This is a genomic window from Sphingomonas yabuuchiae, assembly GCF_014199595.1.
GTDB lineage: Bacteria > Pseudomonadota > Alphaproteobacteria > Sphingomonadales > Sphingomonadaceae > Sphingomonas > Sphingomonas yabuuchiae.
The window spans coordinates 26,657-41,031 of sequence record NZ_JACHNX010000020.1 but is presented as its reverse complement, the minus strand read 5'-3'; the positions used below and the strand labels follow the sequence as shown (position 1 = coordinate 41,031).

The following is a 14,375-nucleotide window of genomic DNA, read 5'->3' as shown; positions in this document are numbered from 1 at the left end:
CCTTTACTTCGCGAACGACAGCAGGGTGCGGACCAGCGTCTCGAAGAACGAGTCGACCGCCAGGAAGAAGATGGCCAGGATCGTGGTCATCACGACCACCATCACACCGGTCATCACCGTTTCGCGCCGTGTCGGCCAGACGACCTTCTTGGTCTCGGTCTTGACCTGGTTGAGGAATTCGATGGGGGTCGTCTTCGCCACTCGTGCCGTTCCCGCACCTGCGTTGAAATTACTGTCAGCGGGGCATGGGTCCGCCGTCGCCTGCCCCAGGGGGCCTGCGACGAAAGGTCCGTCCGCGCTGTTCGGATGGGAACGCGATGTAGCTGTGGCTCGGGTAAAAGGCAAGGGCGGGGGCGGGGCGGGGGTTTTCGGCTCACGCGAAGACGCGATGGCGCGAAGATTTTTTGTTCGCGCAGAGGCGCGGAGGACGCAGAGGGGCTTTGGCTGCGCTCAGAAGCGGCAGACTATGAGTCGGGCGTTGGGATGGTCTGGCCTGTCGGCCGGGCCTAACACCTCCGCGCCTCCGCGAGAACCAACCTTCTTTCTTCTTCCCGTCCTCGCGGCTTCGCAGGAACGATCAACAGCAGCGCCCGCCATTCTTCCCGCCGTATCGCGCCTGTTGCCGCTCGCGGAAGAAGGTCACCTCGTCCATCGGCTCCCGGTCGGGATGTTTCACCGCCATATGCGCCACATAGGCCTCATAGCTGGGCATCCCGACCATCGCATTGCCGATCTGGCGCAGGCGGGCGAGCCAGCTCATTCGGCGGCCACCGGTTCGGGCGGGACCTCGGTCACGCTCGGCCGGTCGATACGGCGCGCGATCAGGCAGGTCCGCACCACATAGACCAGGATCGCCAGCACCACGCCCAGGAAGATCGCGCACAGCCCGGCGTCGATCCGGTCGTTGAAGATGATCCGCCCCATCTCCGCCATGGTCTTGGCGGGCGGCAGCACCTTGCCCGACGCGGCGGCGCTGGCGAACTTGTCGGCATGGGCCAGGAAGCCGACGCGCGGGTCGGCCGAGAAGAGCTTCAGCCACCCGGCGGTCAGCGTGCAGGCGAGCAGCCAGACGGTCGGCACCACCGTGATCCAGGCATAGCGGTCCTTCTTCATGCGGAACAGGACGACCGTCGCCAGCATCAGCGCCACGGCGGCCAGCATCTGGTTGGAGATGCCGAACAGTGGCCATAGCGTGTTCACTCCGCCCAGCGGATCGGTGACGCCCTGATAGAGGAAGAAGCCCCAGGCCGCGACGCAAAGGCCGGTCGCGATCAGGCCCGGCGCGACCTTGCTCGATCCCCGGAAGCTGGGGACGACCAGCCCGATCAGGTCCTGCAGCATGAAGCGCCCGGCACGGGTCCCCGCATCGACGGCGGTCAGGATGAACAGCGCCTCGAACAGGATGGCGAAGTGATACCAGAAGGCCTTCATGGCCTGTCCGCCGAACAGGTGGCTGAAGATTTCCGCCATCGCCACCGCCAGGGTCGGCGCGCCGCCCGCACGGCTGATGATCGTATGCTCGCCCACGTCACGCGCGACCTGGGTCAGCGTGTCGGCGGAGATGGGGAAGCCCATCGCGGTGACGGCGGCGGCGGCGCTGGCCGGATCGGTGCCCAGCACGGCGGCGGGCGCGTTCATCGCAAAATAGACGCCCGGATCGAGGATCGAGGCGGCGACCAGCGCCATGATCGCGACCGCGCTTTCCATCAGCATCGCGCCGTAACCGATGAAGGGTGCGTCCTTCTCGCTGGCGATCAGCTTCGGCGTGGTGCCGCTGGCGATGAGCGCGTGGAAGCCCGACACCGCGCCGCAGGCGATGGTGATGAACAGGAAGGGGAAGAGCGGCCCGGCCCAGACCGGCCCGCTGCCGTCGATGAACTTGGTCAGCGCGGGCATCTTCAGCGGCGGCGCCATTACGACGATGCCGATGGCCAGCGCCACGATCGCGCCGATCTTGAGGAAGGTCGACAGATAGTCGCGCGGCGCGAGCAGCAACCACACCGGCAGCACCGAAGCAACCGCGCCATAGCCGATCAGCAGGAAGCAGAGCTGCACCGGCGTGAAGGTGAACAGCGGCGCCAGTGTCGCCGATTCAGCGATCGACTGGCCATAGACGATGGCGAGGATCAGGCCGATAAAGCCGATGATCGACACCTCGCCGATCTTCCCTGGCCGTACCCAGCGGGTATAACCGCCCATCAGCATCGCCAGCGGCACGGTGGCCGCCACGGTGAACAGGCCCCAGGGGCTTTCCGCCAGTGCCCGCACGACGATCAGCGCCAGCACCGCTAGGATGATGACCATGATCATGAAGGCACCGAACAGCGCGATGGTGCCCGCGACCGGGCCCATCTCCATGCGGATCAGCTCGCCCAGCGAGCGCCCGTCCCGCCGCATCGACAGGAACAGCACCAGGAAATCCTGCACCGCACCCGCCAGCACGACACCCGCAAGAATCCAAAGCGTGCCGGGCAGATAGCCCATCTGCGCCGCCAGCACCGGACCGACCAAAGGCCCGGCACCCGCGATGGCGGCGAAGTGATGGCCGAACAGCACCGTCCGGTCGGTCGCCACATAGTCGAGGCCGTCGGCCCGGCGGATGGCCGGGGTGGGGCGGCTGGGGTCGATGCCGATCACCCGCGCGATGAACAGCGCATAGTAACGATAGGCGATCAGATAGACCGAGACGGCGGCGGCCACGATCCACAGCGCGTTGATCGGTTCGCCGCGTACCGTGGCGACCACGCCCAGCGCGCCCGCTCCGACGATCGCCAGTGCGATCCAGGGAAGGTGTTTCGTCATGCCCCGCTCGGTCCTCCCGTTCTGCTTTGCCCTTCTTCTAACCCGCCCGACCGGCGACGCCAGTCCCGAAAGCCGGTCGGGGTGAAGTTCGGGCGTTCATGGGGGTGCTCGCAAGGCCATGTTGTCGGTCGATCGGGGTGAGCGGAAACAGTATTTTCGCACCGGCCCTTACATTTGCGCGCGGGGACCCGATATTGATCCGTGCTAAAGTCGCAAATCGACGGTTCTCTGCTTTGCGGCTCGTTCCTTCTTTCCCTGCACCGCGGCCCCGAACCCGGCCCAGCCTGGTTCATCATGATGAAGGAACGAATATGAGCATCACCGGAACCGTCAAATTCTTCAACGCCGACAAGGGTTATGGCTTCATCGCCCCCGAGAGCGGCGGCGCGGACGCCTTTGTCCATATCAGCGCGGTCGAGCGCGCCGGGATGATCACGCTGAACCAAAACCAGCGGGTCACCTATGAACTGGAAGAGGATCGTCGCGGAAAGATGGCGGCGGTCAACCTTCAGCCCGCCTGAATGTCGAAGCGGTAGCCGGTCCGGCTACCGCTTTTTTTGTGGCCCGAAAGGATAATCCATGTCTCGCGATGCCATCTTCTTCCGCAATCAGGCCGAGATCGAGCGCAACAACGCCGCCGATGCGACATTGCAGAATGTCCGCGACCGCTGCGAGCGTGCCGCCGCGTCCTGGGACGCGATGGCCGTCCGGGCCGAGCGGGCGGAACTGGGACGCGCGGCGGCGGCGGCACGAGCGGCGCTATAGGCCGAAGCGGAATCCGTAACCCAGGCCCAGCGTTGCCTGCAGCCGCGGTCCCGCTCGCGGATCAACGGTGAATCGGCGACCGGGCCGCCCAGGCCGTAGGACAGCACGCCCCCGTCCGCGCGATAGGGTGTCAGGTCGCCGACAAGTCCGCGACCATGCCGTCATGCCGTCATGCCGTGTGAATCCCCGCCGTACCTCCTGCGCCTCCGCCGGACAGGCTAGCGGCACAACAATTCCCAAAGCCCGGACAAATCCGGCGGGCCCCTGAGCAAACTTAGCGCTTGCCCCGCCGCGCGGTCCGGGGTGAAAGGCTCGGCATGGCCAGCGCATCCTCTTCCCCGCTCGTCGTCGGCATCGGCGGCACGATCGGCAGCGTCTCCTCGACCGAGCGCGCGCTGCGCACCGCGATGACGGCGGCGGCGGACGAAGGGTTCCGCACCCATGTCTTCGGCGGCGAGGATTTGGCGCGCCTGCCGCTCTACAACCCGCGCGCGGGCGAGCGGACCGAGGCGGAGCGCGTGTTCGTCGACACCGTGCGACAGGCGTCGGCGATCATCATCGCCAGCCCCGGCTATCATGGCAGTATCTCGGGGCTGGTGAAGAACGCGCTCGACCTGCTGGAGGAAACGGCAAAGGACGACCGGCCCTATTTCGCCGACCTGCCCGTGGGGCTGATCGCCACCGCCTATGGCTGGCAGGCGACGGGTTCGACCATCGCGGCGCTGCGCTCGATCGTCCACGCCCTGCGGGGCTGGCCGACGCCCTTCGCGGCGGCAGTGAACACGCAGCAGACCCATTTCGACGCGGAAGGGCGGCTCAGCGATCCGGCGGTCGAGGGGCAGTTGCGCCTCGTCGGCCAACAGGTCGCCCGCTTCGCACCGCTGGCCGGGACGATCCGCGCCTCGAACTGAGGGGCGTTTTCTGCGTCAATCTTGTTCACGCCAAGCCGTAAAGAGTTTGATTTCGCGCGGAGGCACGGAGGACGCAGAGAAGTATCGCGCGCGGCGGCGCGCAATTCTCTTTCTTCGATTGCTTGAGGGGGACGGGCTGCAAGAGCCGCGAGCACGACACCTCCGCGTCCTCCGCGCCTCTGCGCGAACCAAATCTTCTCTCTTCGCGGCATCGCGGCTTCGCGTGAGATCAATGATTTCATCAAGGGGAGAAGTTCGCGAATTAAGTCAATCCGTTCCCCGGCGAAGGCCGGGGCCCAGTTCCTCCCAAGCCGGTGGCGCGTCAAAACGTTGCGTGGGAGGCAAATGCTTTGCGCACATCGATAGCGCCTAGAAACTGGACCCCGGCCTTCGCCGGGGAACAATCGATGGGCTAGCGCAGGCGCTCCGTCGCCAGCGCCGTGATCTCGTCCGCAATCGCCGCCGGATCGCGCAAGGCACCGCCCGCCACGGTCGACACCGTCACCCATTCGCCCAGCATCGCCCCGTCCGCCATCGCGGCGTAATTGGCGCGCACCCGCGCCTGAAGCCCCAGATCGGCCTCATAAGCGTCATAGGTGTCGTCGGTATAACTCCGCTTGCGCTTGCGGGCGATCAGGTCGCGCGCGACGTCGAGCGGTGTGTCGAGATAGACGGACAGATGCGGGGCGGGCAGGCGGAACTGCACCGTCTCCAGCTGCTCGATCCATTGCAGCAGCGCGGACGCCTGGTCGGGCGCCACCTGCGCCGCCTGATAGGCCATGTTCGACGCGATATAGCGGTCGAACACGATCACGTCGTGTGCTTCGGCCAGTTCGATCAGGTGCGGGCGCGATTCGAATCGGTCGAGCGCATAGAGCGTCGCCGCCGTCTCGGGCGCGGCGGCATGGGGCAGGCGGCCCGCCAGATACTCGCCCAGCGCCCAGCCGCCGACCGTCTCGGCATAGCGCGGGAAGGACAAGGCCGCCGCCGACAGCCCGGCGGCGTTCAGCCGCTCGGTAACGGCCGCCGTCGCGGTTGCCTTGCCTGCGCCGTCCGCGCCTTCGATCGCCAGCAGGAATGCCATCAGCCGCGCAGTCGCTCATGGTGGCGGATCACTTCGTCGATGATGAAGCGCAGGAATTTCTCGGAAAATTCGGGGTCCAGCTGCGCATCGCTCGCCAGCTGGCGCAACCGGGCGATCTGCGACTCCTCGCGGCCGGGATCGGCCGGGGGCAGTTCGTTTTCCGCCTTGTAGCGTCCGACCGCCTGGGTGATCTTGAATCGCTCGGCCAGCATGAAGACCAGCGCGGCGTCGATATTGTCGATCGACTGGCGATAGCCGGTCAGCACGGTGTCGGACATGATCGGTCTGTCTCCCTCTGGCGGCCCGCGCCGCACATGAATTCGCGCGGGCCCTTTCGCGCTTAGGCTTGCGTTCGGCAAGCGTTGTCGCCAGAGGCTCTTACCTGCCCATGACCGTAACCGCCACCCGCCTCGCCAAGCCCGCGCCCTCGCTGGACCCGATGATCCGGCTGGTGGCCGACGACATGAACGCCGTGAACCAGGTCATCATCGACCGCATGGCGTCGGAAATCCCGCTGATCCCGCAACTGGCGGGCCACCTGATCGCGGGCGGCGGCAAGCGGATGCGCCCGATGCTGACGCTCGCGAGCGCACAGCTGCTGGGCTATCAGGGCACCAGCCATCACGTCCTGGCCGCGGCGGTCGAGTTCATCCACACCGCCACGCTGCTGCACGACGATGTCGTCGACGGCTCCGATCTGCGGCGCGGGCGGCGGACCGCCAATATCATCTGGGGCAATCCGGCCAGCGTGCTGGTCGGCGACTTCCTGTTCAGCCGGTCCTTCCAGCTAATGGTCGATGCGGGCAGCCTGAAGGTGCTGAACATCCTGTCGGGTGCCTCGGCGGTGATCGCCGAGGGCGAGGTGAACCAGCTGACCGCCGTGCGGCAGGTGGGGTTGGCCGAGGAACGCTATCTGTCGATCATCGACGCCAAGACCGCCGCGCTGTTCGCCGCTGCCTGTCGCATCGCGGCGGTCGTCGCCGAGCGGCCCGAGGCGGACGAACTGGCGCTGGAGGCCTATGGCCGGAACCTGGGCATCGCGTTCCAGCTGATCGACGATGCGATCGATTATGTGTCGGACGCAGGGACCATGGGCAAGGACGCGGGCGACGATTTCCGCGAGGGCAAGATGACCCTGCCGGTGATCCTGGCCTATGCGCGGGCGAACGACGAAGAGCGCGCATTCTGGAAGGATGCGGTCGAAGGGCGGCGGACGTCGGACGAGGATTTCGCCCACGCCATCGCGCTGGTCCGCAAGAGCCGGGCGGTCGACGACACGATGGCCCGCGCGCGCCATTATGGCGGGCTGGCGATCGAGGCGCTGCGTGGCTTTGCCGATGGCCCGGCGAAGAGCGCGATGATCGAAGCGGTCGAGTTCGCGGTCGCGCGGGCGTATTGAAACCAAACAACCGTTCCCCGGCGAAGGCCGGGGCTCAGTTGCCGTGCAGTGTCGAAGGCGCGAGGTGCTTTGCCTCCCCCGCGTCGTGTGGCTCGCCACGAATTTCGTGGAGCCTGGGCCCCGGCCTCTGCCGGGGAACGGCTTGACTGAGACTGCATCCCATCCTCCGTTCAGGCTGAGCGAAGTCGAAGCCCACGCCTCGACATTCGCCACACGGACGGGGCTTCCCTTGGCCTTCGACTTCGCTCAGGCTGAACGTAGGTTGGGGATGGACGGTGAGGCGGCGGCGGGAATGGCGCAGGTCCTTCACCCCGCTCCCCAAACCCCCTATCGCACCCGCATGACCCTGCCCGTCACCGCCGTCCTGCCCGACCTGCTGACCGCGCTTGCCGACGCCCCCAACGCCGTCCTCGTCGCGCCCCCCGGCGCGGGCAAGACCACGGCCGTCGCGCCCGCCCTTCTCGACCAGCCCTGGTGCACCGGCGAAATCCTGCTCCTGTCCCCCCGCCGCCTCGCCGCCCGCGCCGCCGCCGAGCGCATGGCCGCACTTGCCGAGGAGCCGGTCGGCCGCACCTTCGGCTATGCGACGCGCATGGACACCAAGGTCAGCGCCGCGACCCGCGTGACCGTCGTCACCGAAGGCATCTTCGTCGCGCGCATACAGGCCGATCCCGAACTGGCGGGCGTCTCGGCGGTGCTGTTCGACGAAGTCCATGAACGCAGCCTCGACGGCGATTTCGGGCTGGCGCTGGCGCTCGACGCGCAAGCAGGATTGCGACCCGACCTGCGACTGGTCGCGATGTCCGCGACGCTCGATGGCCGCCGTTTCTCCAGCCTGATGGGCGATGCCCCGGTCATCGAGAGCGAGGGGCGCAGCCATCCGCTGACCCTACGCCATCTCGGCCGCGCCACCGAAGCGCGGATCGAGGACTCGGTCGCCGCCGCCATCCGCCGCGCGCTGACCGAGGAGGCGGAGGGCGACATCCTCGCCTTCCTGCCCGGCACCGCCGAGATCGCGCGCACCGCCGAGCGGCTGGCGAACCTGCCCTCCGCCATCGCGATCCACGAACTCCATGGTTCGCTCGACCCGGCGGCGCAGCGTGCGGCGATCCGGCGTGATCCGGAGGGACGGCGGCGGATCGTGCTGGCCACCTCCATCGCGGAGACCAGCCTGACGCTGGATGGCGTGCGGATCGTCGTCGATTCCGGGTTGGCCCGCCGCCCGCGCTACGACCGCGCGGCGGGCATGACCCGGCTTGTCACCGAGCGCGCCAGCCAAGCCGCCGTCATCCAGCGCGCGGGCCGCGCCGCGCGTCAGTCGCCCGGCGTCGCCTATCGCCTGTGGGAAGAGGCCGCGACGGCGGGCCTGCCACGTTTCGACCCGCCCGAGATCCTGGAGGCGGACCTGTCGGCGCTGCTGCTCGGCACCGCGCTCTGGGGGGTGAGCGATCCGCGCGCGCTCCCATGGCTCGACCCGCCGCCCGAGGCGGCCGTTGCGGAAGCCCGCGCGCGCCTCACCGTGCTGGAGGCGCTGGACGAAACCGGCCGCCCGACCGCGCATGGCAAGGCAATCGCCAAACTGCCGATGCCGCCGCGCCTGGCGCATATGCTGATCCGCAGCGGCGAGCGCGGGCTGGCGTCGACCGCCGCCGAGGTCGCGGTGCTGCTCGGCGAGCGTGGCATCGGCGGGCAGGATGTCGATGTCGAGCAACGCCTGCGCCGCTGGCGGAGCGAGCGTGGCCCCAAGGCGGAAGCGGCGCGGGCGATGGCGAAACGCTGGACCGGCCTCGCCCCCAAGCCGGTCGAGCAGGAGATTTGGGATCATGCGGCGGGCGTCTGCCTCGCGCTCGCCTATCCCGACCGGGTGGCGCGGCGGCGTGACGGGACGGGCGAGAATTGGGCGAGTGTGGGGGGCAGGGGCTTCCGGCTCGATGCCGCCTCTGGGCTGGCGAGTTCGGAATGGCTGGCGGTGGGCGAGACGCAAGGCGCGGCCTCGGGCGCGCGCATCCTGTCGGCCGCGCCGCTCGACCTCGCCACCGTCGAGGCGCTGTTCGCGGACCGGATCGAGACGCGGCGGACCGTCACCTTCAACCCGGCAACGGGCGGCGTCGAGGCGTTGCGCGAACGGCGGCTGGGCGGGCTTCGCCTGTCGAGCGGCCCCGATTCGGGCGCGTCACCCGACGCCATCGCCGAGGCGCTGGTCGAGGGGGTGCGGACGCATGGGCTGTCGCTGCTGCCCTGGAGCGACGGGGCGGGGGCTTACCGGGCGCGGGCGGCCTATGCCGGGGTGGCGCTGGACGACGAGACGCTGCTCGAACGGCTGGACGACTGGCTGCCCGCTTTGGTCGCGGGCAAGCGGCGGCTGGATGCGCTGGCACCGGGCGCGCTGACCGAGGCGATCCGCAATCTGGTCGACTGGAACGACCAGCGGCGGATCGATTCGATGGCGCCGTCGCACTTCACCAGCCCGGCGGGTAGTAGCCATGCGATTGATTATGCAGCCGAAGGTGGTCCGCGCGTCGAGCTGCGCGTGCAGGCGCTGTTCGGCCTTGCCGAGCATCCGGTGATCGGGACCGAGCGCGTGCCGCTGGTCCTCAGCCTCACCTCACCCGCCGGGCGGCCGATCCAGACGACGCGCGACCTGCCCGGTTTCTGGGCGGGCAGCTGGAGCGCGGTGGCCAAAGAAATGCGCGGCCGCTACCCCCGCCATCCCTGGCCCGACGACCCCGCAGCGGCGTCCGCGACACTGCGTACGAAAAAGGCGGATGCAAGAGCCGCCGGTTCGCGATAAGGGACAAGAATTATGGCCACTGCTCGCATCTTCCAGCGCCCCAAGAACGCGATGCAATCCGGCAAGTACCGGACCGATCGCTGGCAACTCGAATTCGAACCGACCGAGGCGAAAAAGCCCGATCCCCTGACCGGCTGGGCCGGCAGCGGCGACACGCAGGAACAGGTCCGCCTGACCTTCGCGACGCTGGAAGAGGCGATCGCCTATTGCCAGCGCGAAGGGCTCGACCACCATGTCGTGCCGACGCCGCAAAAGACGTTGAAGCTGCAAAGCTACGCCGACAATTTCCGCTGACGTTCAAGCGCTCCGGTCGAGGCCGGGGCGCTTTTTCTTTCGCGCGTGGCGCTTGAGAGGGTTGGTTCGCGCGGAGACGCGGAGACGCGGAGGTGTCTCGCCCTCCGACATCAGGATCGCTTCAAAACCGGCTGATTAGAGCGGTATGTTGCTCCCGCGCCATGCTCTCTGCGTCCTCTGCGCGAACAAAGTTTCTTGGCACCTGCCCGTCGGTTCCGGCGTGTCACCATGTGTTCGCGCGAAGCCGCGATGACGCGAAGAATTTGTGAATTGGTTCGCGCAGAGGCGCAGAGAGCGCAGAGGTGGCGTGTCTGGTGGCATCGGGCGCGCATGACAAACGGCCGGTTGAAGAGATATTTCGCTGCCGCGAGCAAGACCTCTCCGCGCCTCCGCGTCTCCGCGCGATAAATCGTCTTCGCGGCTTCGCGTGAATTCAGAGGATGCCGCCACCCAAAAGCAAGAGAAGCTTGGCATCGACCGCCACGCCCGCCACGCGGCGTTCGGCGATGAAGGCGGAAACCTCGGACAGCCTCACCCGGTGAACGACGATCTGTTCGTCCGAATCGCCACCGCCTTCGCCGACCTTCACCAGCCCGGTGGCCCGAACCAGGGTGAAACGCTCCGACGTCATGCCCGGCGAGGAACAGAATTCCCCCAACGCCTCGATCCGGGCGGGGCGATAGCCGGTTTCCTCTTCCAGCTCGCGTGCGGCGCCGTCGAGCACCGCTTCGCCCTCGGTCTCGTCACCGATCAATCCGGCGGGCATTTCCAGACAGGTCAGGCCCAGCGGAATGCGGAATTGCTCGACCAGCAGGATATGGCCGTCCTCGATCGCGAGGATGACGGCGGCGCGGATGTCGCGCGGTCGGTCGGCATATTCCCAGGTGCCGCGCTTGCGCAGCGCCAGGAAACGCCCCTCGGCCAGGGTTTCGAGGGGGGCGTCCATACGGGGATCGGTCATAGCGAGATCGGTCTGTCCGGCAGTTCGTTGGTGTCGGCCGCCGTCTTGGGGAAATGTGTCGCCAGCACAAGCCCGATGCGCTCGACCGCCGCGGCCAGCCCTTCGCCGACATGGCCCTTGGCGACATGGGGCAGCATCACCGCCATGGCGCGGCCCCAGGTTTCCGGCCCGACCTTGCCGGTCAGGCCGGAGTCGGCGACGATCTCGGCCATATGCTCGTCCTCCGAGAGGTAGAGCAGAACGCCGTAGCGACTGTCGGTCCGTCGCTCGGCCGAGACGCGGAACAGCAGGACGGCACGCGCCCGGACGCGGGCATGGCGGATGCTCTTGGGCACCAGCGCGATGCGGCGCGCGACGGGGCCGAGCAACGCGAAGACCAGACCGAAGACCAGAATCTGCGCGAGCATCAGCACGCCCAGGATCAGGTCCTCACCCGGCGCGCTCCAGGCGTCATGGATCAGTGCGAGCAGCTTCAACCCCAGATCGGGGAAAAGCGCGGCGAACAGCGGCACCAGCAGCATGGTGGCGGTCGCATACCACAAGGCGATATCACGATACTCGTCCGACCGGGGCGCGACGATGGTGACGATCTCCGCGTCCGTCGTCGCCTCCGCGCGCGCGACGGCGGCGGTGACCAGATCGCTATCGGCTTCGCTCAACATCTTACCAATCCCCCGATGCGCCGCCGCCGCCGAAATCGCCCCCGCCGCCGCCGGTAAAGCCGCCGCCGAACCACGAACCGTCGCTGCCGCCGCCGGACGAGCCGCCGCCCGAACTCCAGCCGCCGCCCGATCCGCCGCCGCTGCCCCAGCCGGGACCCCAGAGGATGATCGGCCAGCCCCCGCCGCCGCGACGCCCGCCGCCGCCCCCACGATCGTCGTCGTCATCGTCGTGGAAACGCTGGCCCTGTCTGCGGCGCAGGATCGACAGCAGGACGAAGCCGCCGATGAAGATCACCAATATGATGACGATCGGAAAGCCGTTGGAATCGCTGCCGCCGCGGCGATGCTCGCGGTCGAACTGCTTGGCGGCCTCGGCCACCTTGGCCTGGGCTTCCTCGGGCGAGGCGCGAAGCTGGGCGATGACCGCGTCTGCGCCCGCGTTCAGGGCACCCGATATGTCGCTCGATTCCCGAAGGCGCGGGATCATCAGCGTACGGATCATCTGCGACGACCAGGCGTCGGTCAGGATCGGCTCCAACCCACGCCCGACCTCCAGCCGGGGGCCGCGCTGGCCCTTGCCCTCATTGGGCGCGACGAACAGGATCGCGCCGTTGTTCGCGTCCTTCAGGCCGACGCCCCAGGCCCGGCCCAGCCGATAGCCATAATCCTCGATCGGATAGCCCTGCAGGTCGGGGATCGTCGCGACCACCAGCTGGCGGCCGGTATCCTTTTGCAGAGACTTCAGCTTCGCCTCTAACTGCGCCTTGGTCGCGGGATCGATCTTGTTCGCCGCGTCGACGACCAGCCCGTCGAGCTTGGGAAAGGTCTGCGCCATCACGGGGACGGCGCAGAGGATCAGCCAGAGCCCGAGGACCGGGCGAAGCAACCGGGTGAACCGGGGCATGAGAATACGATCAGGCGCCGAAATTCACCTTGGGCGCATTCTCGGCGCCCGGCGTGGTCGCCTGATAGGGGGTCTTGGGCTTGGCGCCGTAGAACACCTTGGCACCGATCGCGTCGGGGAAGGTACGGATGCGGGTGTTATAGGCCTGCACCGCCTTGTTGTAATCGCCGATCGCGATGTTGATGCGGTTCTCGGTGCCTTCGAGCTGGCTCATGAAGGTCTGGAAATTGTCCTGGCTCTTCAGGTTCGGATAGGCCTCGACATTGGCCAGCAGGCGGCCGAGCGAGCCGCTGAGCTGGCCCTGCGCTGCCGCGAACTGCTGCATCTTGGCGGGGTCGGACAGGTCGTCACCCGACACCTGGACCGAGGTCGCCTTGGCGCGCGCGTTGACCACCTCGGTCAGGATCGACTTTTCCGAGGCGGCGGCACCCTTCACGGTGGCTTCCAGATTGGGAATCAGGTTCGCGCGGCGCTGATAGGCGGCCTGAACGTCGGCCCATTTCGCGTTCACATTTTCCTCGGCCGTGGGCACGCTGTTCATGCCGCAGCCGGACAAAGCGACGGCCATCACGACCGGGGTCAGGGCAAGAACGGGACGACGCATTCGAATATTCCTCCGTCAACTGTATCGGCTATATAAGACGCGTGAGGCGCTTGGCGAAGGGCAAAAGCGACGATAGCCTGAAAGTTCATCGAATAGAGGGAGTTGGCGATGCTCAAGGAATTTCGCGCCTTCATCGCGCGGGGCAATGTGCTCGATCTGGCGGTGGCGGTCATCATCGGGGCGGCGTTCAGCAAGATCGTGACATCGCTGACCGACGATGTGCTGATGCCGGTGATCGGCAAGATTTTCGGCGGGCTGGATTTCTCTAGCTATTTCCTGCGCATGGGGCCGATACCCGCCAATTATACGGGTTCGCTGACCGATTATGCCGCGCTGAGAAAGCGGGCGTGCCGCTGCTCGGCTATGGCGCGTTCGTGACGCAGGCGGTCAATTTTGTGATCGTCGCCTTCATCATCTTCCTGCTGATCCGCACCGTGAATCGTGCGACCGCGATCTTCGAGAAGGACAAAACCGTCGCCGCCGCCGAGCCCAAGGCAGAACCCGCCGATGTCGCGCTGCTCCGCGAAATCCGCGACGAACTGCGCGCGCGGCGCCCCTGAGCGTTTAAATCAGAAGGCTGGTGTTCCCCGGCGGAGGCCGGGGCCCAGTTGCCATCAAGCCCGTGACGCGCAGCAACGTCGCTTGGGAGGCGGCGTCGCCCCGCCTCCGTTGCTTCACCGCAACTGGACCCCGGCCTTCGCCGGGGTGGCGCGATGTTGGGTAAAGGGCTTAAGCCGCCGCCAGCTTCTTGGCCGTCGCATCCGCCAGGCTGGTACCGTCGAGAATCCGCGCCGTCTCGTCGCGCACGCGCATCATCGCATGGCGGATGGCGCAGTCGGCCTCGCTCTTGCAGTCGTTGCACGGGCGATAGGCGGTCCGGCTGACGCACGGCACCAGCGCCAGCGGCCCTTCGATCGTGCGGATGATGTCACCCAGCGAGATCAGATGCGCAGGCCGTGCCAGCCGGTAACCCCCCATCTTGCCGCGCTGGCTGTCGAGCAGTTGCGCGCCCTTCAGGTCGGCGAGGATCAGCTCCAGGAACTTGCGCGGCACATTGGCCTCGGCCGCGATGCGGGTCATCGAGGTCGGCGGCCCGTCCACCGGCATTTCCGCCAGGAACAGCATCGCGCGCAGCGCATAACGGGACCGCTGGGTCAACATGGCCGCCTCCATGGACCCAAAATGGGGCGAGCGAAAG

General features: G+C 67.4%; 16 protein-coding genes and 1 pseudogene. 7 read left to right on the top strand and 10 right to left on the bottom strand.

Going from position 1 to position 14,375, the window contains the following annotated elements; all coding sequences use genetic code 11:
* Positions 1-3: 3 nt before the first annotated feature.
* From secE to GGQ89_RS16725, 3 genes are all read right to left on the bottom strand, one after another.
* A complete protein-coding gene (gene secE / locus GGQ89_RS16735; protein ID WP_056433493.1) occupies positions 4-201 on the bottom strand; it encodes a preprotein translocase subunit SecE in 198 nt (65 codons plus the stop codon).
* Between the two features lie 376 nt (positions 202-577).
* Entirely contained in the window at positions 578-760 is a 183-nt protein-coding gene (locus GGQ89_RS16730) for a YbdD/YjiX family protein (protein ID WP_056433496.1), read from the bottom strand.
* Positions 757-2,802 (bottom strand): carbon starvation CstA family protein, encoded by a 2,046-nt coding sequence (locus GGQ89_RS16725; protein ID WP_184106515.1) that lies wholly within the window; start codon positions 2,800-2,802, stop codon positions 757-759. Before GGQ89_RS16725 ends, GGQ89_RS16730 begins: the two co-directional genes overlap by 4 nt.
* A gap of 311 nt (positions 2,803-3,113) precedes the next feature.
* Here GGQ89_RS16725 and GGQ89_RS16720 point away from each other — a divergent pair, with 311 nt between their 5' ends.
* The 3 genes from GGQ89_RS16720 to GGQ89_RS16710 all read left to right on the top strand — a co-directional run bounded on the left by GGQ89_RS16720 (position 3,114) and on the right by GGQ89_RS16710 (position 4,478).
* Entirely contained in the window at positions 3,114-3,323 is a 210-nt protein-coding gene (locus GGQ89_RS16720) for a cold-shock protein (protein ID WP_056433501.1), read from the top strand.
* Between the two features lie 58 nt (positions 3,324-3,381).
* Positions 3,382-3,567 carry a hypothetical protein gene (locus tag GGQ89_RS16715; protein ID WP_056433505.1) on the top strand — a complete coding sequence of 62 codons (186 nt, stop codon included), beginning with the start codon at positions 3,382-3,384 and terminating at the stop codon, positions 3,565-3,567.
* 317 nt (positions 3,568-3,884) lie between these two features.
* Entirely contained in the window at positions 3,885-4,478 is a 594-nt protein-coding gene (locus GGQ89_RS16710) for an NADPH-dependent FMN reductase (RefSeq protein WP_184106514.1), read from the top strand.
* Between the two features lie 412 nt (positions 4,479-4,890).
* Here the strand turns inward: GGQ89_RS16710 and GGQ89_RS16705 are convergent, their stop codons facing one another.
* A complete protein-coding gene (locus tag GGQ89_RS16705; RefSeq protein WP_184106513.1) occupies positions 4,891-5,562 on the bottom strand; it encodes a nucleoside/nucleotide kinase family protein in 672 nt (223 codons plus the stop codon).
* The gene (locus tag GGQ89_RS16700) at positions 5,562-5,840 is read right to left on the bottom strand and encodes a chorismate mutase (protein ID WP_056433511.1); all 279 of its coding nucleotides are present in this window, start codon (positions 5,838-5,840) and stop codon (positions 5,562-5,564) included. Before GGQ89_RS16700 ends, GGQ89_RS16705 begins: the two co-directional genes overlap by 1 nt.
* A 110-nt stretch (positions 5,841-5,950) precedes the next feature.
* Here GGQ89_RS16700 and GGQ89_RS16695 point away from each other — a divergent pair, with 110 nt between their 5' ends.
* The 3 genes from GGQ89_RS16695 to GGQ89_RS16685 all read left to right on the top strand — a co-directional run bounded on the left by GGQ89_RS16695 (position 5,951) and on the right by GGQ89_RS16685 (position 10,046).
* Positions 5,951-6,961, top strand: a complete 1,011-nt coding sequence (locus GGQ89_RS16695) for a polyprenyl synthetase family protein (protein WP_184106512.1) — start codon at positions 5,951-5,953, stop codon at positions 6,959-6,961.
* 340 nt (positions 6,962-7,301) lie between these two features.
* Positions 7,302-9,752, top strand: coding sequence for an ATP-dependent helicase HrpB (gene hrpB, locus GGQ89_RS16690; RefSeq protein WP_184106524.1), 2,451 nt, complete (start codon positions 7,302-7,304; stop codon positions 9,750-9,752).
* 12 nt (positions 9,753-9,764) lie between these two features.
* Complete coding sequence (locus GGQ89_RS16685; RefSeq protein ID WP_042491340.1) at positions 9,765-10,046, top strand: ETC complex I subunit; 282 nt, start codon at positions 9,765-9,767, stop codon at positions 10,044-10,046.
* A 433-nt stretch (positions 10,047-10,479) separates the two neighbouring features.
* Here the strand turns inward: GGQ89_RS16685 and GGQ89_RS16680 are convergent, their stop codons facing one another.
* From GGQ89_RS16680 to GGQ89_RS16665, 4 genes are read right to left on the bottom strand one after another with little or no spacing between them, the layout of a single operon-like run.
* Positions 10,480-11,007 (bottom strand): NUDIX hydrolase, encoded by a 528-nt coding sequence (locus tag GGQ89_RS16680; protein WP_184106511.1) that lies wholly within the window; start codon positions 11,005-11,007, stop codon positions 10,480-10,482.
* Positions 11,004-11,669, bottom strand: coding sequence for a TPM domain-containing protein (locus tag GGQ89_RS16675; protein WP_184106510.1), 666 nt, complete (start codon positions 11,667-11,669; stop codon positions 11,004-11,006). The genes GGQ89_RS16680 and GGQ89_RS16675 overlap by 4 nt, the downstream gene beginning before the upstream one ends.
* 1 nt (position 11,670) lies before the next feature.
* Positions 11,671-12,573 (bottom strand): TPM domain-containing protein, encoded by a 903-nt coding sequence (locus GGQ89_RS16670; protein ID WP_184106509.1) that lies wholly within the window; start codon positions 12,571-12,573, stop codon positions 11,671-11,673.
* Between the two features lie 10 nt (positions 12,574-12,583).
* Positions 12,584-13,177 carry a LemA family protein gene (locus GGQ89_RS16665; protein WP_056433527.1) on the bottom strand — a complete coding sequence of 198 codons (594 nt, stop codon included), beginning with the start codon at positions 13,175-13,177 and terminating at the stop codon, positions 12,584-12,586.
* A 108-nt stretch (positions 13,178-13,285) separates the two neighbouring features.
* Here GGQ89_RS16665 and mscL point away from each other — a divergent pair.
* Positions 13,286-13,737 (top strand): annotated as a pseudogene (gene mscL, locus GGQ89_RS16660) (large conductance mechanosensitive channel protein MscL).
* 169 nt (positions 13,738-13,906) lie between these two features.
* On the opposite strand, the gene GGQ89_RS16655 reads toward mscL, so the two are convergent.
* A complete protein-coding gene (locus tag GGQ89_RS16655; RefSeq protein ID WP_056433595.1) occupies positions 13,907-14,338 on the bottom strand; it encodes an RrF2 family transcriptional regulator in 432 nt (143 codons plus the stop codon).
* Positions 14,339-14,375 lie beyond the last annotated feature (37 nt).